Consider the following 21317-nt stretch of genomic DNA (forward strand, 5'->3'; position numbering starts at 1 on the left):
GGGGCCTAAAAACGAACGCCATCGGCGTATGGGTTCACAAACGCACTTGCAGATTGTCAATGCGCTTGATCTCCTGCGTTCCGACGCCAGCCGTCTTGGCGAACTCGGGCCACGAAGCCACGGCGGCGATCACATCCTCGATGGCGTCTTTGGCACCTGGAATAGAGAAACGCGCGGCCACCGCCATCAGCTCTTTACGGGTAATGGCGTCGAACTTTCCGTCGATCGACATGAGGTGGTTGGCTAGCCAGATGTTGGCGCTATCAAATGCGAAAGTGATGTCGTAGGCAGGTGCAAGTTCCCAGCGGCCTCCCTCGGCTAACGTGAACGCGAAGTTCTTGGTGTGGTCGTCACGATTGGAGCCCGCCACGTTGAAAGCCATGCGCCGGAACAGTTGTGTCATGACAGCATCACCGAGATGCAGCTGTGCTGCAGTCAGGAATAGAGTCTCGTAGGCGTGCGTCTGACGCAGGTTGAAGTCCAGATGCCGCATGGCACACAGAGACTGGACATGCACCTTTTCGTTGCCGTTGCGATCAAAGCGCTTGGTGAAGAAGTGGGCGCGCCCGTTTTCTTCGAGCAGCTGGCAGGGACTCATGACGACGCCGGCGGCGCCGGCCATCAGCGAGTAGGCGTACTCGATCCGGCCGTACTGCTGGCTTGGCCCCAGCGCACGGTCCACGCCCATACCGTCGAACTTGAGCAACCAGTGCTCGAAGCCGTCGGGAATTTCGAACTGACCTGACACCAGCTCGTTGGTGCTGGGATTCCAGCCGAGGACGGCCTTGGCCCGTGCGCCACCGGCGGAGGTGCCTACCGAGATGATCTTGCTCAGCGCCGCCTTGGAGGCGGCTTCGTCCGCCAGCGTGCCCTGAACAGCGCGCCGCGCCGCGTCCACAAGCGTCCCCATCTCGATCTGTGCCAACGACTTACGCTGGCCGCCGCGGCTTGGCCGGAACTCCAACGCCCCCATGCTGCGCTTGCTCATGTAGGCCAGACGATCCAGCGTGCTCACCTGGTCGACAGAGTAGCCGTGCTGGGCCATCCAGGCATCGATCAACTGGTTGCCGAAGCGATCGGGTAGGGCATCAGAAAGCAGGCCCGGCAGTCCCATGTATGTCTCCCTGGCCAGCCCGGGAAACACGAACGCCGATGACCTGTTGCTCACGAGCATCATGAATGGCGCCAGGTCGATCTCGCGGGTCTGCCACTTAGGGTCGTACTCAAAAACGTAGGCCCCCAAAGCTGGGTCTGCTGCGACAGCGCCGACACGGCTGCCCCAGATCAGGACTTCGATTAACTCTACGTGCTTGAAGACCGCCATCACCGCACTCCCCGCTTGGGGGTGCGGCTTGAACGCGTCAGCGCCATGGGGCTGATGCGGGGCACCGGCACCAAGGCGGCGAGGTTTTCCTCTAACCCCAAAGCCTTCAGCACACGCACCAAGGTCTCCATCGACGAACCTCGCCCTGCCTCCAGGTCGACGATCGCCCGCCGCGAAACCCCCGCTTTGTCGGCTAGCGTCACCTGCTTGAACCCATCGGCTAGGCGCCGCTGCTTGAGGCGGTCGCCGAGGTCCGCCAGCATCTCGTCTGGACTTCTGAAAGCGGCTGGCTCCATGAGTGTGGAATTACGCCCATAAGGCCGAGTTTTGGCCGTTGAGTGCAACTATACACACTCTATATGAATATCCTCCTGTGAGCGAAAAAGCGCCCACAAAAGTCTTTTTAGCCATTTATGGGCATTATTTTGCACTTTAAGTCGATGGTTACACACTCTGAGCATACCTTCGAGCCAAAGCTGAGCTGTGGTAGCGCCCACCTACCGACATGCTTGCCAGGGGGCAGCAAGAGTATCGACGTGGCCACCGCCGTGGCAGTTGGGCGCCGCATGCTTGCGCAGGCACGCACATAAACCTCGTTGGGTAGGCAGCGCAGCGTGTTGCGCAAGCTACTATGCGATGCCGATGCTGCTGACCTGGACGCAATTACTCCCAAGATCCTGCCTGCTGAACGAGCAGACGCTGCGCACAGCAGCATCGGGTCAAGCTTGCCTTCGGCCAGGTGCCCACGGGCAAGGCCAATCTGGTCGGGGGTTATGGCTTGAGTGCGAGCATGCAGTTGCAGATGGCCTTGGGTGACTACCTCAGCGACGAATGATATTGCCAACATCCGTCCAAGATAACGAGATCGCTCTTCGCGCGGACCGGCAAGGAGCCGTTGCCCAGATGCGAGCAGGTGCAAAGGAATGCGGGGCTTCCCAGCTCACCTCAAAAACGGGCGCAGGATTTGAGAATTTCGATAGGTGTTGCATTGGGCGCTGCTGTTTGGTCGATCGGAGGGGACTTCGCCCAGAACTCCCGTCCCATTGGGGCAATACGGATAAGGAAGACATCAAGCAATAAAGGACGGTGCCATAAGGCATCAGGCACAAAGCAGTAATCATCCTCGGCAATCTCCCCTGCCACTTGCTTTGCGGCAAGCCATCGTCCACGGCGTCGGATATAAGTCTCCAAAGAGGCGTAACCCACGGTGATGTCATAGTCTTGACTAATCAGGCTAGCCGCGGCGTGGCGCAAGCCCGCCCAGGCTAGGTACCTACGCCGACCAAGACAATATGGTGCCCATTCTGCTTGAATTGCTCGCAATAGCGGGTCCAAGTCGCCTCTTTCCATTCGGTGGCGCCGAAGGAGATAGATCAGGTAGGCCTCACTTTCCGCGTCAGCAAGCAAGCGCCATAAGGCGTCGCGGCCGGTACCGTCATCCTCCTGTATTCGTACAGTCAAGGCCTGCTCAACCCTTGACTGGATAGAGGCATCTGGTAGACCTAGGTCGTGGTACCGCCAACTCACCGGTTCATATATGGCTCTATGCGTGCCGCTAGAAGCTGCTAAGCAGCGCGTTAAAACCCCCGCATCTTGCAGGGCCTGAACCAATTGATCCGTCAAGAACGGTCGAGAGGTGATTGGGTGAGGGTGCTGGGTCGCCAGCTGCAGCGCACACCACGCCGCGGTGCCGATGAGCCCGATACGCTCAGAAGCGTGTAGCAGCGCGGTACCAGGAGGTGGAAGGGTCGGTTGGGTGCGGACATTGGTCACACGCACCTCGAAGTGGTCTTAGGGGTAGCATCTCAGCGAGCATACCGCATTCCACACGATTTTCATGTAATCGGTGGGTGGCGCATAGATTGCGGGTCGCATTCGGCATCGGCGACCATGGCAGCCAAGACGATCTATCACGAGCAGTACCGCGAGCTGGTGCAACAGCTCCGCGCGCGCCGTGAACGGCTGGGTGTCTCTCAGAGTGACATTGCTCGCCAGTTGGGCTGGCCGCAGCAGCGCCTTTCCGCAATTGAGGCCGGAGCGCGTCGTTTGGATATCTTGGAGTTTGTGCATCTCACACAAGCTTTGGGGCTGAGTGCTACTGCTGCTAGTCGCATTTTATTTCCTAAAATCTAGTTGCTCGTTGCCATGCTTGACCGATTGTATGTAGGCGCATTAGAGGCACCAAGAAGGCGCGATTCCAGAACTCTTCAATTGTCGTTGCAGTCATCTTGTGAGGCGGGTAGGCTTTAATGAATCTAATTTAGCTTTGTAAGCCTCACTATGACTCAAGCATCTCTCGCTACCATCTCCAGCGCTAAATCCAAGATCCAAGAGGAACTCCGCAAACTTGAAGAGCAGGAACAGGCTCTTCGCCAAGAACAGGCCGCCGCCGCTGTCGCGGAAATCACGAGCCTGCTGAGCCAATACAGTGAGCACTTCACCCCGAAGCAGAAGGCCGAGCTGGCGGTGGCCATTGGCGTCAGCAGCCCGGGCCGCGGTCCCAAGGCTGCTCCGACACAGGCCAAAAGGGAAGTCGCCCCCAAGTATTGGCTGCCCCATACCCATGAGACCTGGAGCGGCCGGGGCCGTCCCCCGCGGGCTTTCAAGGCTTGGGAGGGCACCGCTGCCTACAAGCAGTGGAAGGCCAGTCACCCGGACGAGAAGTTCCCGAAGTATCCCGGCTGACGCCCACTTGCCGCAGGTGACCAAGCTCAAATCGTCCGCAGGCATGGCAACGACAGAAGCGGGTCATCCGACCGCAGGCTCGGGAAGCCTCGATGCACCATTCCAAGTTCGTTGGCGCGCGTCCGCGAATATTCGGAGAAACCGGCGGGCATCGTTGCCCACCGGTAACATTGCTGACTCGAAGCGTTGCTGTTAATGCACGCAGGTATTGACCGCGTTCTGCGCCGAGGCGGTGATGCCGGCCAGATAGGCGAAGCCGTCCGGCAGCAGTGGGCGCGTGCTGGTGTTGTAGAAGATGTTGTACAGGTCCTTGACCGCCTGGATGTGTGCCGCGCTGCCATTGCCGTTTGTGAAGCCAGCGAGGTAGGTGATCGCGGCGATAGGATAGGCGTTGCTGATGGGGGCGGCCGGATTCATGAGACGCACGCAACTCTTTACTGCAGAGGTGCCGCTACCCGGCACGGTGTTGACGGTCGCGCCATCGAGCACGCGACCGGCCAGCAGGGTCGACGCCGTCAGGGTCACCGGGACCGAATTGCCACTGGAGTCCTTGCCGAAGTTCTTCGGATCGAAGTTGGCCACCGTTGCATATTTAGCGGCCTGCAGCAGCACTTCGCCGATGCCGGCGTAGCCCAGCGCGTTGGCGTTGGTGACGCGCACCGCGGTCACCAGGCCGTTGTCGCCGTTGGCGCCGATCGCGCGAGAGCCGTATACGCTGCTGATGCTGCCCGGCAGCGCCAAGTTGAAACTGTGGTGCGGGGTGAAGACGAAACCTGACGGCACGTTGGGCGTGCCGTTGCAGGTGCGAGCCAGATAGCTGGTGAAGGCGAGGGTGGTGCCGCTGCCGTCGGCGCGGTAGACAATTTTGATTGGACCAAAGGTGCCGCTGCCGGACACGCTGGCCCAGTCGCTGACCAGGCCGGAATAGATTTGACAGATCTGGGCGGCGGTCAGGTTGAAGTTGGTAGTCGGGGTGCTATGCGGCAGCGCGATCGCACCGGCCAGGGTCGGGACCTGGACGATGCCGACCCGGCTGGCCGCGTTGCCACCACTTAGGAACGCGTTATAGTCGGCTGTGCTGTATGGCGCATCGGTGGCGATGAAGTCTGGGGCGGCAGCTGCGGCGCTGAGGCCCAGCGGCGGGACACTGAAGTCCCGGCAGGGCTGGTTGGCGGCGGGGTTGCCGGCCAGGACGTTTTTGCCGAAGGCGCTGCCGGTCTGGCAATACGAGACCTTGTTGGTGCTGGCGTTGCTATAAGCGAGGAACACCGAGTTGACGGTGACCGGGAAGGCGAATCCGATCAGATTGGTGCCGAGCGGCGCCGTGGTGTAACCGGCACCGGCGGTGTTGCCGGCATTGGTCGACAGGCGCGCGTTCGGAGTCACGCTGGCGTAGTCGTGGCCGACGTACGGTTCCGCCGGGAAGGTGGCGCCGCCGCCGTAGAGGTTCTCGGCCGCCATGGCCGAGCCGTTGGATAGGGCCGCAATCGCAATGGCGATCGCGCTGATACGGGAAATATGAAGGTTGAGCACTTGCCTCTCTCCTTGGTGAGAAAACGACGGAATGGATCCGGAAGAATTCCTTACCTATAGCGTGCTGGCGCCATTGACTGGCGCCGAGAGAGGTTGCGCCCAGCAGTTGATATTGCGGCGACATGCGGCTGTCTTTTTTCTTACCTGTGATGCGCAGTCTGAAATTAGGTATTTAGCGAATTTCGCTGACATATGGATGGATTGAAAACTAAAGAGAAAATCGATGGTTTCTTGTGGGTTGTCCAATGTCTACGAAATACGCCGTATGCCGCTCGCTGGGGAGCCGACGTTGAATGAGGTGCCGCGCGGATTCCGGCACTTACCCAAATTTGTCTACGAACGGATACGCATACTCGCGCCTGTTGGCGTGAGTTCCATGCGCCAAGGCAGTGTTCTCTTGATGATCTGGGATGCGGTGTTTTCTGACACTGCAAAGGGCGCCTGGCTGATCGACCTTCCATGTCAACGATGGCAACCTGTCTTTGTTGTCCAGGCCACTTCACCCACCATGGTTGGGGGACGGGGGCCAGAACCTCCACTCAAGCGCCAACGACCAAAGGCCTCGCATGCGAGGCCTTTGCTTTTTGCGATCAGGGGCTCCCTGACCAGGCATGGGAAGGCCGCCGGCCGGAAGGCATCTGTCTATCCTCGTAGACGTTTTGAGTAGCCCAGGGTCTGACGCTTGCAGGCCCATCTGGTCAGCAGTAGCGTTTCGAGACGCTTTCTCGTCAAGGAACGAACGATGAAAACCCTCTCCGGAGCATTGCTCGGATTGGCCGCGCTGGTTGCTGGCTTTTCTCCGATCGCCAAGGCGGCGGACCAGGTGATGAACCCAGGCGATGTCATCGAGGGCATGGGAGAGCGCGTCCCTCCGGGCAATAGGAACGTCAGCCTGTCCTTGCTGTTCAAGGTCTATACCTTCGAAAAGTCGGGGCTGAAATTTGTTCAAATCAGTTCTCTGCGGGACGAGGTCATAACGGTGATAGAGTGACTCCCGCCGCCGAATCCCGTTTGCCGATCGGCTCGGCCGCGGCGCAACCACTGCTCTTGGTCAACGACGAAACCGCCAGCTTGCAGTCCGGGTAAGCAGCAATGCCGAGACGCTTGGACTTGTCGCTCCTGAATCGGTGACTGCCTTATGTTCCAGCCCACAGCTTGGAAGCCCCGGTTGGACTGGGGCTTGGGGCGAAGCCGTGTTGTGCCGCCGTGCTATCAGCTCAAATCGCAGTTGCTCGGCAGCGCCCACGTCGAGTTCGGCAGCATGTTCTTCACCGTGGCCGAGGCCGTGTTCGTCATGCGCTCAGGTCCTGGGGCATCGCCTGATCCTTATGCCAATCGTGCTCAGATGCTAACGAGTGAGGCGCTAGCCGCGTCGCAAGAGCAACAATACCTGGCCGCTAGTCAAACTAGGGATATGCAGGAGCAGACGCGTTTACAAGAACTTGCGCAAGCACGTGATCGCGGAATGGATGCCCAGCAAAAGAGCGGGATGACGATATCATGAGCGAATAGCATCGTCGCGGGTAGCCACACTTAAACGCTTAGCCTTTATGGAGACTGCTATGGCTACTAAATGGAAAGCGATTATTCTTGCTACGTCAACTGTGTTAGTCGCTGGCTGCATGCATATCTCACCGGCACCTAACAGGCGTGACAACTACAGCTTTACAACAGAGGAGAAACGCCTGAGGCAAGAATGGATGCAGGGCGGAAGTCCTGAACTTAGTCTTGTTATGTCAGGTGGTGGGATTCGCTCCAGCCTTTACAATTTTGGTGTCCTCAAGGCGCTCTACGACGACGGCATTCTTGAGCAGACAGATCTAATCTCTTCGGTGTCCGGCGGTAGCTATTTGAGTTACTGGATATATTCTGAGCAGGCAAAACATCCGAGTAGTAAGTTCGCTTCTTCCATATACGACAACTCCGTCTTTGGTAAGAGTCTTTGCGAATTTTCTGCTAAAGCCAACTTTGTTACCTGGCAAAGTATGCTCTTGCGGGGGATGGCCGGTAGAAGCTTGTATGAGAGTCGAATGGCCGGTGTTTTTGGAGAGGCAGACAATCCTCAGGCAAAATTCCCTGACCTTAGACCGTTAGTCGCCTCCGGCGCGGCGCCGTACCTTATTATGAACTCGACGATATACGGTCGGCGCTACAATAATCTTCCTTGGACGGACCGCTATTTTGAGATGACTCCTCTGCATCATGGAAGCATTGATGAGCCGCGCGCTTGGTCTGATGGCGAAAAGCTCTATTCCCGGCTCATCTATGGAGCACTCGCTTCAGGGGCGGCAATTAGCCCCCTTAAACGCTGGTTCCCGAGGCCGAATGACGCGGATACGCCAGACGGTGGAGTTTACCTGTGGGATGGAGGTAAAACCGAGAATCTTGGCGCTGTCTCCGCATTGCTCAGAGGATCTAAGAGGCTTATTATAATCGATGCGCAGTTTGATAGTCCCCATGAACCATACGGCGCCTATTACACGTTGCAGCGGCGCATGGCAAATCTGGGGGTGAGCGTGATGCTTGATCGCGATCCAGAGCTCCAGAAGTACGGTGTCTATCCAGGCTATGCCCGTGGCCCAGGCTTGGATACGCGAATTGCTTACGTTAAGATGGAAAAGCCGTCATTAGTAACGGATTTTATCAATAAGGCTAGTGAATCGGAAAGAGAAGTCGCAAAAGATGCGTTTGATCGTTTTGATAAGGCTCGCGGTAGCTTTAAGGGCGGAAGGTGGCAATGCGCCAAATTTTTAGTAGATGACAAAGATTACTTTGAGCAGTTAATGCGATTTAATCTTGGTGCGTACATTGAATGGGCGGATGGGAATACGATTTATAGCAGGGCAATTAGAAAGGACTACCCCCTGATTGGCGGCGTCAGCACACATGCCTTTCCACGAACCACGACAATTGACCAGAGCTTTTATGTTAATCAAGCGCTTGCCTATATTGCACTTGGTTATCTAACGGCTAAAAAGGGGATCCCCCGTGCTCTTAAGGCGGAGCCATTTCTGCAGTTGGATTCAAGTTCACATTGATACACTATCCGATGCCATCGCATCTGAAGACTGGCTTTCCCTGAATGTCCTGACGCTTCTTTGAACACGACGTCTCCTTGCGCCCAAAGTCTGCAGGAGTCTTGCCAAATGGGCTGCGCTTCGATTGATGGCGCGCCAGGCGCGCCATGACGGGCAAGATTTTTAGATTCAAGCAGTGAGTTGAAGGTGAGCGCCATGGTCCCTTGCCAGGCGCAGGATCATATGTCGATTGAGGTAGAGATATACTGGGCTGCGGAACACGGTTAGGGATCGTTATCAGGGGTAGGAGAGGGCTCCTTCCGCCACCCAAAGCAGACATACACGCGCCCTCTGGACCGCATCTAGCGCGGGCTCAGCCGCCCGGTCCGGTTATTCGTCTGCTTGTTAGGAACTGGCTTGTATGCGGCAGATCGCCCATTAGCTCCTTCTGACTCTTCGGCGTCGCCACTCAAAGGTGTTTGCCGTGGAGGTCACGGCATGATGTCTAGCAATTCGTCGAAGCCAACGCCGCTTCGCTGCGCGTCTAGCTCAGGCATTGCGAATGACCGCTCATGCCCATATCTGTCGCCGCTGGGATCGCAGATGCACGCAGGTCGATCGAATGGCCAGCGGTGCTACACCTCAGTGCGTTGCCCAGTGGAACACGCCTCACGGACACGCGTCGAGCTACAGAGCGCCGCCCACCGCCCAGCCGACGATGGCACCACAGCGGAGGCCGCGGCCGCCGAGCTCTACCGGGGCTAATCCCATCGCCGGAGCCAAATTGGGATCGGAACTATCGGGCCTGGCTCAACGCAATGGTGGCTTGGCTTTTGCCGTCCGTCTAGCCATGATCTAGTATCTTCCCTTCAACCGAAGTCATCTTCATCGCGGGATTCGAATGCACATAGCTAGAGCGTGTTATGAACTTTGGAGGATGGCGGCAGCGTTGCTGAGCATGAGGACCGTGAAGACGACGAAATGCAGGCCAGCCAGGGTTTCCGGCAAGCGCTCGTAGTCGCGTGCAAGCCGACGGAATCGATTGAACCAGCCAAAGCTACGTTCGACGACCCAGCGCCGAGGAAGCAACACGAACCCTTTCTTGGCTTCGGGAAGTTTCACCACGTGCAATTCGATTCCTTCTTCCTGAGCCGCTTGCGCCGGCTCCTGGCCGGTGTAGCCTTGATCCACGAATGCCACCGTTACGGTGTCACCTGTGACGTGTTGCACCTCCTGCGCCAGTGAGCGCACTTGAGCGCGCTCTTGTTCGTTGGCTGGCGTGACTTGCACTGCAAGCAAATGTCCGAGCGTGTCGACCGCCATGTGCACCTTGCTGCCTTTCTTCCGCTTATAGCCGTCGTAACCGGCGCGCGGGCCGCTCTCACAGGTGGATTGCAGTGTCCGCCCGTCCAGGATGATTGCGCTGGGTTGGCCTTGCTTCCCCTGGGCGACACGTAGGACGGAACGCAGATCGCTGACCATGGCTTCAAAGCAGCCCGCCTGCAGCCAGCGCTGCGTCTGCTGGTAAACCGCTTCCCATGGCGGGAAGTCGTTGGGTAGCAGGCGCCACGGCGCTCCAGCACGCGCCATCCAACGCAGCGCATTGAACATCGCCCGCAACGCGTACTTGCGCTGCGGAGCTTGCTCTGTCATCAGGCTCAGGTAAGGCGCCGCGAACGCCCACTCTTCGTCGGAAATATCGGTCGGATATGGGCGTTTGCTCTGCATCCATCTACGATAGCTGCATCCCCGAAAAGTTCATAACACGCTCTAGTCTGTCTACATACGCAAATTTCTACTACCGATCACTGAGCGACGGAGTTATCCGCGCTCAAACCAGCTAGATCGACCTGGGTGCGACGGAATTATCCGCGGTAGACATGATGCACAGCCAGAGCGACGGCACCAGCCACAACAGCCAGGCTGATTGCCAACTTCGCATAATGTATAGCATGGGTTTCGGTAAGCCCTTGAATTGCTGATGCTTTCGCGCTGTCCGGCAGGGCCGCCCCGATGAACAGCATTAGGCCCATCACTGTGGCCGCCAGCTTTTGCGCAATTCTTTTCCAGGCTGCTTTTTCGGCCTCGGAATTGCTGCGTTCTGCCATCACTAATGCCGACCACGTTTCCGGGCTATCGCCTATTTCCATTGCCATCTTTTCGATGTACTGGATTTCGGCATTTTTCCCTTGTTTCCAGCTGGAAATTGTCGCCCTGGTTACGCCAAGAGCGATTCCGCCTGCATTGTCACTCTGGATCTTTTTCACGTGTTTCCAGCGGCAGAAGAGGTCGTAGCTCTGGCTCATGTAAGCACCCTGTTGACACAGTGTCAGCACCCAGCATACATTCCCTCCCAGATGTCAGCACACTCCTGACATCGCCCGCCGACCGGTCCCCCTGTCCGGCGGCGGGTTCTCAGGGAGCAGGGGAAGGGGCTACGTCATGAACATCGAACAGCACGCCGCGATTCAACCGCGGATCGTGGAATTGCAGCGCGCCGCATTGGAGTTCGCCGAGTTGGGCGAGTCGAAGGTTTCGCGTCTGATCCTGGCGGCATGCTTCGCCGCGCAGAAGTTGAAGCCGGTCAAGGTGGTGGCGGTCGATCCCGCTGCCGATGCTTCGAAGCCGGCGAAGGGGAAGGGCGCTTAACGCGCCCTTTTTTTCGTGATGAGTCACGTAATCATGTGGTGCTGTTTGGCGTCCGCGGTTGCCGTCGTTTCTCTCGGCGTCGCTCGGTTGTTCGCATGGAGGTCGGCGCAACAGCTGCGCCGCCTCGATGCCGACTACCGCGCTTTCGCCATGGTCGAACACGCCAAGCGCGAGGTCGCTGCTCGCGCCCACAGCCCGTTCGCGTATGCCCGCGACGCTGATGGCTATCTCGATATCGATGCCCTTGCCCCCTGCGATCAGCACGCGTTCTACGGCGATGAGGCCTATCTGTGATCCCGCTTCTCGCCCTTTGCCTACCCTTTTCACCGGCGCAGCTGCGCAATCGGCCGGAGCATCCGGTTGGCCCGAGCAGTAACACGGGCCAACTCGATGCCGACTACCGCGCGTTCGCCATGATCGCTCAGGCCAAGCGCCAGGTGCGCCGCGACGCCGAATTGGAACGTGCTGTGTGCGCCCTGGAAGTGCAGTGGGGCGTTCGCCGTGGCTGACGGGTCCGCGGTGCCGGCAGGACTCCCCTCGTCTAACAGGGGAGTCAGTCAATTCAGGAATGCCGACGGAACCCTAACGGTCGGCATCGACTGGTTTTCCGCCTCTGTGGATCTGTTCGCGGTCCTCCGCGATATCGGGTTCTTGGAGCGCGATGCGGCCGATGAGGTCCGCGCCTGGATCGATGCCAGCTCAGAGAATGCCCGCATTGCTGCGTTGCAGGTCTTCTGCTGGTTCTTCGCAGGCCTGGGCCTGGAACTGGATCAGGAGGCCAGGGCAGGGCAGTTCTATCTCTGGCGCGTGCGTGTGCTGGATGCCGATGGCAAGCATGTTGGCCTGGTCGAGCTTGGCGGCGAAAACTGCCGGCGTTCTGATGGCACCTACACGTCTCGCATCGAGTTGACCGGTGTCGGGTGCAAGACACTGAGCGCAGCGCGCTGCGGCCATGCGCAGCGGTGGCTGGAGCTTCGAGCGAAGCTCGAAAGCTGCGCAGGACGGCTAACCCGTGTGGACGTGGCTGCGGATGATCTGCTCGGCCACTACCCGCTCAAGCTCGCTCAACAGTGGTACGCGGATGGTGAGTTCGACCGTCGTGGCCAGCACCCGAAAGCGCAGTTGGTGGACGACTACGACAGTGGTGACGGCAAGACGCTGTATGTCGGCGGCAAGAAGTCGGAGCAGCAGCTACGGGTGTACGAGAAGGGCAGGGAACAGGGCGATCCCGCCAGCGAGTGGGTGCGCTACGAAGCGCAATTCCGGGCCTCCAACCGCAAGGAACTGCCGCTCGATCTGCTGCGTGATCCTGCGGGCTATCTGCTCGGCGCGTACCCCGTGCTGCGGTTCCTCCACTGCGTGGCGTCGCAGATCGATATCACGAAAGCGGCAGTCGAAGCGACGTGGAAAAGCGCCCGTCGTCACCTCAAGCGCCAGTACGGCGCAACGCTCAATTTCATTGCGCGGCAGTGCAAGACGCCTGAGGCGCTGCACGCCGTGATTCATACCTGCACGTCGAACAAGCTGCCGGCGTGGGCAACAGGTCAAGCAGCGGAACTATGGCCCGAAATCGCGGGCATCAACCGGAGTTAGAGCAATGAGCGCAATCAAAGTCACCGTACTGAATGCCGAAGTCATCGAGCGTAAGGGCAGTTTCAAGGACGACAGCGGTCAGCAACGCGAGTTCACCACGCGCAAGCAGAAAGCCAAGATTGAGATGGCCGGCTTCGCGTACCCGTTCGATGTGCGCCTGGAAGACGGCCAGGCCGGCTATTCAGCCGGCGAGTATGAGTTGGACGTGGAATCCATGGGCCAGGTCAACAAGGGCGTGTTGAGCCTGGATAAGTTCACCAAGCTCCGCGGTAAGAACGTCGCACGCGCGGCGGCTTAACCCATGGCGCGCGTCCTGACCTGCATTGATCCAGTGCCGGCGCAGGACGGCACCTGCACCACCACTGCTTGGCTGGATCAATCCAGCTGGGTGGACATGCTGCCCACCGTAGCGCAGGCAAACGAAGTGGGCGCGATGTTCTTCACCTCGGTGATGGCCGTCGCAGTCGCAAAACGCCTGCTTTTCCCACCTGAAGAGAGAGAAATCCGATGAACAAGAACACCCGTGAAACCGCGTTGATCCGCGCCAAGGCTGTGGCCCGTTCGTTCCGCAACCGTGCTGTTGGCATGGTCGGTGCGTTCGGTCTGGTTCCCGCCTTCGCCATGGCTCAGGACGCTGCCGCATTCGATCCCAGCACGATCACCACGAAGATCGCCACTTATGCCGGCTACGCGCTGATTATCATCCTGGCCTTCGCTGCGGCGGTGTGGGGTCTGCGTGCGGCCGGCATCATCAAGAAAGGCTAATTTCGTCATCCGTCACGAAATGATTTACAGGGGCGGGCGACCGCCCCTTTTTTCTAGGGGAATTGCGATGGAAGGTTTGGTGATGTTGCTGTGGTGGATCGTTCTCACCTCCGTTGCGGCGAGGGTGTGATGCGCTGGCTTGCTCGCTATTTCGCTCGCACCCTTGTTCGTCGTATAGTTTATTTATTGTCTATTATCGTTATTTCATACTTTAGTTTTGGAACTGCTCGCGCGCAGCAATCTCTAAATTGTTCTGCAGACTACACCGAGCAAACGTCTAACGGTTGTGCTGATGAGGGTGAGGCATACGCAATGGCCTATGCTGCTTATGGGAAGTGGTCTTCTACAATTTCAGGTTCTACGGCCGCATGTGCGCCTGTCTATTCTTATTCTGGATCGCAGAAATTTTCTCTTAAGTTTACAGCCTCTTTTAATGGTGGGGCCTGCACTGCATTGACCTTGTACCGCGGCTTTGTTCCGGGCGCTACTTGTTCACAGCGAAATACTAACAAGCTTGCTGATGCTGCGCAGTCTTATTCCTCTTCTGGTGTTAGTAATTGCATCGCTGGTTGTCAGGTGCAGGGCACTTCTTTTAGTACACAGACCGGTGGCGTTAATATTTATGGAATGAGGGATCGGACATATAACGGTCAAACTTGTAATTCGGCCAAGCCTGTTAATGATATTTCCCAGGTTCAGACTGATAAGGCTGATGCAAATAAGCCTAAAGCGCCTGAGTGTACTGCACTTGAATCCGGCCAGACGGCTTGCGTGAAAACAAATGGTGATTATTGCGCTACTTCTTCCACTGGTAAAACGTTCTGTTGGACTCCGCAGGAAACCGGCAAGAAAGCAGACGGTGCAGATGCGCAAGTTAAGTCCCCAAAGGGTGAGCCTGTGACGCCGCCAATTGCTACTATTTCCGATCAGGAGTGGCAGCGTAAGGAAGGTCACCAGCAGACTTCATGCGTTAACACGACTTGCACCACGTACAACGTTACCAATTATTCTAGTGTGCCTTCTGGCACTTCTAAGAACTCAACTGGCGATAATACCGCCACGGGTAGCGGTAATACTTCCGGCAATGGATCAGCTGGTAAAGGCAGCAAGGACGGTGACGATGATGGTGATGGAGATAGCGCGTCCGATAGCGGCAACTGTATGTCGCCTCCTGCATGTACGGGAGACACGCTTAAGTGTCTTCACCTGAAATTTACCTGGAAAAACCAGTGTAACACCACGCATAACGAAGTGAGCAAGGGTGATAGCTGCGACTCTGGTGATGTGCCGGTTTGTGCTGGTTCTAGCTGCAAGGCCGAGGCGTATTCCCAGCTGCTGCAGCAATGGCGTGCTCGGTGCGACGGTGAGGCGATCCGCAAAGGCGTGGAAGGCGAAGCGGGGCAGGGCGACGGCGACGATGGGCAGGGTTCGATCTTGATCGGCGAGGGCGGTACAGGTGCATCGCTCAATGAGGGTTTGGTTACCTATGGCGCTGGCGCGCTGGGCTATGACTTCGATGTGGAGGGAGTGAAGTTCAAGATGCCCCAGGAGGTGCTTGACTTCGTTTCCATCCTGCGAGTGTTGATCATCGCCGCCGCTTCGATCGCGGCTATCGGCATCATGAGGGGTAACGGATGAGCCTATTTACTGAGGGCCTCGGTGTTTGGCTGTCGAAGATCATCATCACCAAGGCCGCCCGTTGGGTGACCAAGACTTTTTTTGGACTCGGCATTGGGCTTGGCAGCTATGCGCTTATCTTGCAACCGCTGCTTGATTGGGCGATGGTCAAGTGGCAATCCATGCCCGGAAATATTGCCGGTTGGTTGCACGCGCTCGGCATCGACATTGCTGTGTCAATCCTTCTCAGCGCCTACGGGTTCAAGGGTACTGAGCGTCTATTCCTTCGCAAGCGAGATTTGCCATGAGCATATATAAAACAGCGGCCATGTCGCTGCTTACTGGTATTCTTGGCAGCGGCAAAACCCTGCGCGCTGTGCAGTTGATGACCGACGCTATCAAGGAGGGCGAAAAGGTCTATCAGTCTGGGTTCAAGGGTCTGGCCGTTTCCGGCGTGGTCGATTGGGAAGATCCACGGCAGTGGCAGCAGTTGCCTCCCGGTGCGATCCTCTTTGTCGATGAGGCGCAGAAGTGGTTCGGCGAGCGTCGCGCAGGCTATGCGCCTGACTATCTCAAGGCCATGAACACGATGCGCGGTGAGGAAGGTGTGCGCATGGTGTTGCTGACCCAGCACCCCAAGTACCTCGACAGCCATATCAAGGATCTTGTTGGCTGTCATGAACACTTGCTGCGCGAGTCTGGCAAGTTGTCGTCCAAGCTGTACCGCACCGACGAAATCATGGAAGACCCGCGCAGCCCTCGCGGACGCTCCAAGGCCGACACCGAGACGTTCCGTTTCCCCATCGAGACGGCTGGCAAGCTGTATGTTTCTGCGAATAGCGATCACACGATCAAGTACCGCATGCCTGCCCTGGTCAAGAAGGCGATCATCATCGGTGGAGCGGGTGCGTTACTGCTCGGCGGCGCGTGGTTCTTCCTGTTCCGGACCGCCTACAGCGAGATTGATAAGTCCAAGCAGCAGGGCGCCTCCGCCGCCCCCGCGACGGCCACGCCGGAGCGAGGCGGCGGTGGTGTCCCTGCTGGTACGTCGCAGCCTGATCGCGTGGCGATCCGGACGGGGAGTGACTACGTTGCCGCGATCACGCCCCAGGTTCAGGACGTGCCGTGGTCGGCGCCAGCGTACTTGGGCCGGCCCATCGTTTCCGATCCTCACGTGTATTGCATGAGCACGGTAAACAGTTGCCGGTGCGTCACTGAGCAGAATACCCGGCTCGTTGTCCGCGATGACGTGTGTCGGGAGATTGCGAGGAACGGCGAGCCTTATAACCCCTTCAAGGCGCCCTCCCAGCATGTGCAGACGGCGATTGCATCCCAGGATAGCGCCCAGGGTAGCGGGGGAGACCGTGCCGCCCATTCTCCTGCTTCTGCGGGCGTTCCTGGCTCTGTCATATCCAAGCAGACCCGCGCCCTGGGCACGTTTCCGGAGTCGAAGCCCTACAGCACCACTTCGGTAACGCCTGCCACCACATTGGATATGTAATTTCGTGACGCGTCACTTATAACTAACGATCATTAGACATTCGTGACGCGTCACGATAATATATCACCATCGACAGACAGCGGGGATTGCGTGATGCGTGACGAAAAAGACCCTGGCACCTTGGAAATGCCGCTCAAGCGTCGGCGTGGCCGTCCACCTGTCGGCAATGCGGCCATGACCCCTGCCCAGCGTGCGGCGAACTATCGTTTCAACCGGAAGATGGCTGCGCAGGCTGCATACCGCAAAGAGGTTTCCGACGCTGCCATGATCGATGCGTTGCGCGATGCGATGGCCCGCGGTGAAGCCGACTATGCGCTCAAGCTCTTGGCTGATTTGCGCGTCCGCGTGCAGGCATCTAAAGCGTAACGCGTCACGAAAGTAGCTACCGCCTGGATTGTGGGGGCAGCGCCCCCACGGATACGCTTCACGCATCACCCGCGCCGTGGACGCCTCGGCCCACGCCCTGGTCGTCCTGCCGTGTGCCTCCCGGCATCAACACGACCACTCCCCACTGATGACCGCTTTTCCTCCTGCCGGCGTCGCAGTTGTCTAAGCGTGGCATGACGCTGTCCGATATGATCCAGGCTACAAGGGGGAGTTCATGGACGTTCGCGTATTTGCCGTAATTTTGGCGCTCATCATCGCGCCTTCGCATGCGCAGCAGGTTTACAAGTGCGTCAGCGGAAAGCAGGTGTCCTATCAGTCCGCACCATGCGCAACGGGGCAGGCGGCCAAGGCATGGGATGCCACGCCCGTTGCCGAACCTTCCAATGCTGAGCGCTGGCGGCTTTACCGGATTCAGCAGCAATTGGACCGGCGTTATGCAGCTGATCGCGCGGCTCTTTCTGCGGGTAGCGGATATGGCGCCAGTGTTCCTAGTGAACAATCTAGCTATGCCTGTCAGTCTGCCAAGCGTCAGCGCGCCGTCGTTTATGAGGCTGCTGGATTAAAGCGTTCATTTCAGCTTTCTAGCCAGCAGGATGAGCAGGTTCGCAATGCGTGCAAGTGATCGGGTGCAGGGGCTTGCCCCCTGCGTATACGCTCATCCCGCCATTGATCCGAAGTGGCGATCCCGCCAGCTTGCAAGGTCAACGACAACAACCTTCACCATCGACTGCTGACGTGCTTTCCTGGCAAGGTTCCGATTTCGTGTTGCGTCACGTAAGTCTGTGGCATCTGCGCGCCATAGCAGGCCGCGTAGTCGGCGTTCGGGGATCCGTTCGCCAGACGGTGCGACCAGATCCCGGCCAGCCAGTCGCCAGCCAGTCCATGGGCCGTGCAGATCCACGTGGTTGTCGATGATGTGCCGCGCGTGGGCCTGGGCGCACTGGTTCGGGCAGGGTTCGCCGGCAGTCCAACATGGTGGCCGCCGGTCGATGTTGTAGCTGTCGCTCATGCTGCGAGTTCCGTTTCGCTAGGGGAACGCCTGGGCAAGCAAGACTTGATCCACATCCAAATCCAGCGCGCTCGCACTCGTGCTGCTCGTAGTGCGTATTTCGCATAATGTATATTATGTTGAATTCCGTGCGCTGTACTACGCTGGGCTGCTGCGGCTCTTGCTGGAATCGCTCTTGCATACCAGGGAACCTCCCCGAGGTCAAGGATCGCTTGTGGTTGTACCAGTCCACCCAATCCAGTGTGGCCAGTTCGACGTCCTGGCAATTGCGCCATTGAGCGCCGATGGATCACTTCTGCCTTGTACAACCCGTTGATCGTCTCAGCTAGCGCGTTGTTGTAACTGTCGCCGACGCTGCCCACCGACGGCTCGATTGCAGGTTGCCGCCAGACCTTGCGCACGCCGTACACCTGCCAGTTCTCTTCCCACAACCGCCGGATCTGCGAGCGCAGCGCCCGATCGCTACACCTGCGATTGGGCCGCAGGCCCGCGCCAGCTTGCCGCCCCGCGTGGCGGTACTACGTCGACGGAGCAACCTGCAGCACCTTACAGATCGGCTCGACCCCGTAGACGTCACGATGTTCGCCCACGAACCTGTCAGGGCTCGAAGCGGCGGTCGAGTTCCGCCAGGGCAAAATACCCGCTGGCTTTGCGCAGGATCTCGTTGGTCTGCCGCAGCTTACGGTTCTCCCGCAGCAGTGTCTTCAACTGCGCACGCTCGTCCATGCTCAAACCCGAACGCTCGCCGGCATCACGTTCGGCCTGCCGCACCCAATTTCACAGCGTCTGGGCCGAACAGCCAATCTTCCCTGCAATGGACTCGATCGCTGACCACTGCGAGCCGTACTCCCCCTGGTGCTCCCGCACCCACCAGACGAACCGCACGCTCACGCACTTCCGCTGAATACTTCGTCTTGCTTATCGCTCCATCTTCTCAAGAGTTGGAGCCTCCAGGAATTCCGGGGCGGTTCAGTTCCTAGAATGGCTTATAGCGATTTTTGACCTTACTTTGTGCTCATCCTCGATGCCAGTTGTTGTCATAAGCAACTGCAACTATGGAAAGCGACTGGGCCGTGAGTGAATCGCACATATCAAGCGGGCACTTGCAGTGGCCACATCTTCCGATGTACTCTTGTACCGGTACACAGATACAGGAAACCTTGGCCGTGCTAGATCTGGTCGCCACTACACTTACGTTGCAGCTTCCAAAGCGTGCGTTTCTAGAACTTGGCCTGCCTATTTACGAGGCCTTGTCGGAGCGCTTCCCAAGAAGCGAAATGGTTCTGCTCGAATCCCTTGGCCGAACTTCAGACGCTCGTTCTACGCTAGTTGCTGCTGATCCACTTCTCACGATCGAGGTTCGTGGGATTTGCGTTCGCCTTACTGGCACGGACGTCGTGCTTGAAGCCATCGCGCCACATCTTCATTGCTTTGCATGCGAATACGCCAATCAAGCGCGGCACTACACCTTGCCGTCCCGCCGAGAGCTGTGGAATTTTTTGCGACAGCTCGAAAGAGCATTTTCTGTATCTGGACAACAGGGTGAAGTCCCGCTCGCGTTGTTCGGCTATTGGGGCTACGAAACCATCAGTTATATCGAGCCGGTCCTCGGGCAAAGCGATGATGCTCAGCGCGGCCCCGATATTGCGCTCGGCTTGTACAGAACCCTGGTTTCGCTTCAGGAGGACGTAGCAACGGTAACCCACTATGGTGTGGTAGAAGAAGACGCAGTCTCGGCAGCAAGCATTGCTGCGCTTTGCGAGGAGGCTGCGGTTTGCCCGCCTGAGCGTCAGGACGTGGTTTGTACCACCTTTGAACTGCACTACGAAACCACACGCGAAGCCTATTTAGGGAAGTGTCGTCAAGCACTGACACACATCGGCTTAGGAGATGTTTATCAGATCCAGATCGGTCAAAAGCTGACGATCCAGTCGGGGATGTCACCCCTGCAACTATATAAACGATTGCGCGAGAGAAATCCATCGCCATACATGTATCTCTTCACCGCAGGTAGCCGGACAGTGGTAGGGGCCAGTCCAGAGCTTTTTGTGCGCACCGAAGGGCAGAGAATCGTAATGCGCCCCATTGCCGGAACTGTCGGAAAGGCTGGCGGCCTTTCTGGCGAACAAGCCAAAGCCATCCTTCATGGTTCGGAAAAGGAAGTCGCCGAGCACCTGATGTTGGTGGATCTGTGTCGAAACGACATCTGCCGAACATGTCTCCCGCACTCGCTTAATGTGACCGAACTGATGGCTATTGAGGAGTACTCCCATGTCTATCACATGGTTTCGAACGTAAGCGGCGAAGTTGACAGGGAGCGCGACAAATACGACGTGTTTATGCTTGCATTCCCAGCAGGGACCATGACGGGAACCCCTAAGATTCGCGCGATAGAGCTCATCGATTCGATCGAGGATAGTGCTCGTGAGCAGTACGCCGGAGCTGTCGGACTCATCGGAATCGGAAACAATTATCTCAACACCGCACTCTGCATTCGTAGTGCGGTGTTTCATGATGGCGTCTACACGCTTAGGGCTTCGGCTGGCATCGTTGCGGATTCTGTTCCAGAAAGCGAATACCGCGAGACGCTACATAAGCTGGGCTCCGTATTTAATGCGATAACCGACCAGGAGTTGGCATGAGCACGCGCGTCACCATTGTCGATGCCTACGATAGTTTCGTGCATATCTTGGTGGATTACGTCCGTCAACTTGATTGCGAAGTGCGCGTCGTTCGGCGCAATGCGGCAGATCTGTTCGCTGCAATAGACCCGGAAGTCTGTGACGTGATCCTACTTGGGCCCGGGCCAGGACATCCGAGCGACTCTGGTTACCTGCAACTTTTGGAACACAATCGCAAGCAGCTCCCAGTGTTTGGCGTTTGCCTTGGGCATCAGGCCATCGGCCTATATTACGGCGCCAAACTCGCTTACGCGGAACACTTAGTCCACGGCAAGACCAGCCTTGTTCATCACGATGGTCTGGGCTGTTTTGCCGGGTTGCCCGCACAAGGCATTCGGGCGATGCGCTACCACTCCATCATTGTCGATCGCAAGTCACTTCCACCTTGCCTGACTGCCACGGCGACCGCGAGCGGAGACGGCTACTTGATGGGGTTGCGACACAACCGCTTCGCAGTGGAGGGCGTCCAGTTCCATCCGGAGAGCATCGGCACTGAGTACGGAATGGAAATCATCAGAAACTTCATAAAAAGCTACCACAAAGATAGTAGGTAACC

Annotated in this window: 26 protein-coding genes, 2 pseudogenes and 1 other annotated feature; of the genes and pseudogenes, 19 read left to right on the forward strand and 9 right to left on the reverse strand. The window is 57.9% G+C overall.

Annotation, left to right across the window (positions count from 1 at the left end):
- Positions 1–34: 34 nt before the first annotated feature.
- The 3 genes from E4A48_RS06755 to E4A48_RS06765 all read right to left on the reverse strand — a co-directional run bounded on the left by E4A48_RS06755 (position 35) and on the right by E4A48_RS06765 (position 2530).
- Positions 35–1324, reverse strand: a complete 1290-nt coding sequence (locus E4A48_RS06755) for a type II toxin-antitoxin system HipA family toxin (protein WP_142742095.1) — start codon at positions 1322–1324, stop codon at positions 35–37.
- Positions 1324–1587, reverse strand: coding sequence for a helix-turn-helix transcriptional regulator (locus E4A48_RS06760; RefSeq protein ID WP_260608078.1), 264 nt, complete (start codon positions 1585–1587; stop codon positions 1324–1326). The genes E4A48_RS06755 and E4A48_RS06760 overlap by 1 nt, the downstream gene beginning before the upstream one ends.
- Positions 1588–2269: 682 nt before the next feature.
- Positions 2270–2530, reverse strand: a complete 261-nt coding sequence (locus tag E4A48_RS06765; protein WP_142742097.1) for a hypothetical protein — start codon at positions 2528–2530, stop codon at positions 2270–2272.
- 684 nt (positions 2531–3214) lie between these two features.
- Between E4A48_RS06765 and E4A48_RS06770 the strand changes: the two genes are divergently transcribed.
- On the forward strand, positions 3215–3457 hold the full coding sequence (locus E4A48_RS06770; protein ID WP_260608079.1) for a helix-turn-helix domain-containing protein: 243 nt from the start codon (positions 3215–3217) through the stop codon (positions 3455–3457).
- A gap of 147 nt (positions 3458–3604) precedes the next feature.
- Positions 3605–4009: an H-NS histone family protein gene (locus E4A48_RS06775; protein WP_142742098.1), complete on the forward strand. Its 405-nt coding sequence runs from the start codon at positions 3605–3607 to the stop codon at positions 4007–4009.
- Positions 4010–4201: 192 nt separating this feature from the next.
- Here the strand turns inward: E4A48_RS06775 and E4A48_RS06780 are convergent, their stop codons facing one another.
- Positions 4202–5542, reverse strand: a complete 1341-nt coding sequence (locus E4A48_RS06780; protein WP_142742099.1) for a PstS family phosphate ABC transporter substrate-binding protein — start codon at positions 5540–5542, stop codon at positions 4202–4204.
- 742 nt (positions 5543–6284) lie between these two features.
- Between E4A48_RS06780 and E4A48_RS20950 the strand changes: the two genes are divergently transcribed.
- The 3 genes from E4A48_RS20950 to E4A48_RS06795 all read left to right on the forward strand — a co-directional run bounded on the left by E4A48_RS20950 (position 6285) and on the right by E4A48_RS06795 (position 8580).
- Complete coding sequence (locus E4A48_RS20950; RefSeq protein WP_260608080.1) at positions 6285–6533, forward strand: hypothetical protein; 249 nt, start codon at positions 6285–6287, stop codon at positions 6531–6533.
- 177 nt (positions 6534–6710) lie between these two features.
- Positions 6711–7046 (forward strand): hypothetical protein, encoded by a 336-nt coding sequence (locus E4A48_RS06790; RefSeq protein WP_260608081.1) that lies wholly within the window; start codon positions 6711–6713, stop codon positions 7044–7046.
- A gap of 58 nt (positions 7047–7104) precedes the next feature.
- Positions 7105–8580 carry a patatin-like phospholipase family protein gene (locus E4A48_RS06795; RefSeq protein ID WP_185910728.1) on the forward strand — a complete coding sequence of 492 codons (1476 nt, stop codon included), beginning with the start codon at positions 7105–7107 and terminating at the stop codon, positions 8578–8580.
- Positions 8581–9480: 900 nt separating this feature from the next.
- Here the strand turns inward: E4A48_RS06795 and E4A48_RS06800 are convergent.
- Positions 9481–10287 carry an IS5 family transposase gene (locus E4A48_RS06800; RefSeq protein WP_142742101.1) on the reverse strand — a complete coding sequence of 269 codons (807 nt, stop codon included), beginning with the start codon at positions 10285–10287 and terminating at the stop codon, positions 9481–9483.
- 137 nt (positions 10288–10424) lie between these two features.
- The gene (locus tag E4A48_RS06805; RefSeq protein ID WP_142742102.1) at positions 10425–10865 is read right to left on the reverse strand and encodes a DUF3693 domain-containing protein; all 441 of its coding nucleotides are present in this window, start codon (positions 10863–10865) and stop codon (positions 10425–10427) included.
- A 136-nt stretch (positions 10866–11001) separates the two neighbouring features.
- Between E4A48_RS06805 and E4A48_RS06810 the strand changes: the two genes are divergently transcribed.
- The 12 genes from E4A48_RS06810 (at position 11002) to E4A48_RS06865 (ending at position 17693) form a co-directional block, all read left to right on the forward strand.
- Complete coding sequence (locus E4A48_RS06810) at positions 11002–11208, forward strand: hypothetical protein (RefSeq protein ID WP_142742103.1); 207 nt, start codon at positions 11002–11004, stop codon at positions 11206–11208.
- A gap of 18 nt (positions 11209–11226) precedes the next feature.
- Entirely contained in the window at positions 11227–11502 is a 276-nt protein-coding gene (locus E4A48_RS06815) for a hypothetical protein (RefSeq protein WP_142742104.1), read from the forward strand.
- Positions 11499–11717 carry a hypothetical protein gene (locus tag E4A48_RS06820; RefSeq protein WP_142742105.1) on the forward strand — a complete coding sequence of 73 codons (219 nt, stop codon included), beginning with the start codon at positions 11499–11501 and terminating at the stop codon, positions 11715–11717. The genes E4A48_RS06815 and E4A48_RS06820 overlap by 4 nt, the downstream gene beginning before the upstream one ends.
- The gene (locus E4A48_RS06825) at positions 11710–12801 is read left to right on the forward strand and encodes a replication initiation factor domain-containing protein (protein ID WP_142742106.1); all 1092 of its coding nucleotides are present in this window, start codon (positions 11710–11712) and stop codon (positions 12799–12801) included. The genes E4A48_RS06820 and E4A48_RS06825 overlap by 8 nt, the downstream gene beginning before the upstream one ends.
- 4 nt (positions 12802–12805) lie before the next feature.
- Positions 12806–13099: a single-stranded DNA-binding protein gene (locus E4A48_RS06830; protein WP_142742107.1), complete on the forward strand. Its 294-nt coding sequence runs from the start codon at positions 12806–12808 to the stop codon at positions 13097–13099.
- 3 nt (positions 13100–13102) lie between these two features.
- Positions 13103–13312 (forward strand): hypothetical protein, encoded by a 210-nt coding sequence (locus E4A48_RS06835; protein ID WP_142742108.1) that lies wholly within the window; start codon positions 13103–13105, stop codon positions 13310–13312.
- On the forward strand, positions 13309–13566 hold the full coding sequence (locus E4A48_RS06840; protein WP_142742109.1) for a hypothetical protein: 258 nt from the start codon (positions 13309–13311) through the stop codon (positions 13564–13566). The genes E4A48_RS06835 and E4A48_RS06840 overlap by 4 nt, the downstream gene beginning before the upstream one ends.
- A gap of 129 nt (positions 13567–13695) precedes the next feature.
- A complete protein-coding gene (locus E4A48_RS06845; RefSeq protein ID WP_185910729.1) occupies positions 13696–15204 on the forward strand; it encodes an A coat protein in 1509 nt (502 codons plus the stop codon).
- Complete coding sequence (locus E4A48_RS06850) at positions 15201–15491, forward strand: DUF2523 family protein (RefSeq protein ID WP_142742110.1); 291 nt, start codon at positions 15201–15203, stop codon at positions 15489–15491. Before E4A48_RS06845 ends, E4A48_RS06850 begins: the two co-directional genes overlap by 4 nt.
- Positions 15488–16684: a zonular occludens toxin domain-containing protein gene (locus tag E4A48_RS06855; RefSeq protein WP_142742111.1), complete on the forward strand. Its 1197-nt coding sequence runs from the start codon at positions 15488–15490 to the stop codon at positions 16682–16684. Before E4A48_RS06850 ends, E4A48_RS06855 begins: the two co-directional genes overlap by 4 nt.
- Before the next feature lie 93 nt (positions 16685–16777).
- Positions 16778–17050, forward strand: a complete 273-nt coding sequence (locus tag E4A48_RS06860) for a hypothetical protein (RefSeq protein WP_260608082.1) — start codon at positions 16778–16780, stop codon at positions 17048–17050.
- A gap of 235 nt (positions 17051–17285) precedes the next feature.
- Positions 17286–17693, forward strand: a complete 408-nt coding sequence (locus tag E4A48_RS06865) for a DUF4124 domain-containing protein (protein ID WP_142742112.1) — start codon at positions 17286–17288, stop codon at positions 17691–17693.
- Positions 17694–17726: 33 nt separating this feature from the next.
- Here the strand turns inward: E4A48_RS06865 and E4A48_RS20455 are convergent, their stop codons facing one another.
- The 3 genes and pseudogenes from E4A48_RS20455 to E4A48_RS21710 all read right to left on the reverse strand — a co-directional run.
- Positions 17727–18080 (reverse strand): hypothetical protein, encoded by a 354-nt coding sequence (locus tag E4A48_RS20455; RefSeq protein WP_185910730.1) that lies wholly within the window; start codon positions 18078–18080, stop codon positions 17727–17729.
- Between the two features lie 208 nt (positions 18081–18288).
- Positions 18289–18454: pseudogene (locus tag E4A48_RS21705) on the reverse strand (integrase core domain-containing protein); the annotation flags it as partial.
- A gap of 153 nt (positions 18455–18607) precedes the next feature.
- Positions 18608–18723, reverse strand: a sequence feature (AL1L pseudoknot).
- Positions 18724–18784: 61 nt separating this feature from the next.
- Positions 18785–18947, reverse strand: a pseudogene (locus E4A48_RS21710) (IS3 family transposase); the annotation flags it as partial.
- A gap of 299 nt (positions 18948–19246) precedes the next feature.
- Here E4A48_RS21710 and E4A48_RS06880 point away from each other — a divergent pair.
- A complete protein-coding gene (locus E4A48_RS06880; protein ID WP_185910731.1) occupies positions 19247–20722 on the forward strand; it encodes an anthranilate synthase component I family protein in 1476 nt (491 codons plus the stop codon).
- Positions 20719–21315 (forward strand): anthranilate synthase component II, encoded by a 597-nt coding sequence (locus tag E4A48_RS06885; RefSeq protein WP_058361103.1) that lies wholly within the window; start codon positions 20719–20721, stop codon positions 21313–21315. Before E4A48_RS06880 ends, E4A48_RS06885 begins: the two co-directional genes overlap by 4 nt.
- Positions 21316–21317 lie beyond the last annotated feature (2 nt).

This window comes from Xanthomonas translucens pv. cerealis (genome assembly GCF_006838285.1).
Classification (GTDB): domain Bacteria; phylum Pseudomonadota; class Gammaproteobacteria; order Xanthomonadales; family Xanthomonadaceae; genus Xanthomonas_A; species Xanthomonas_A cerealis.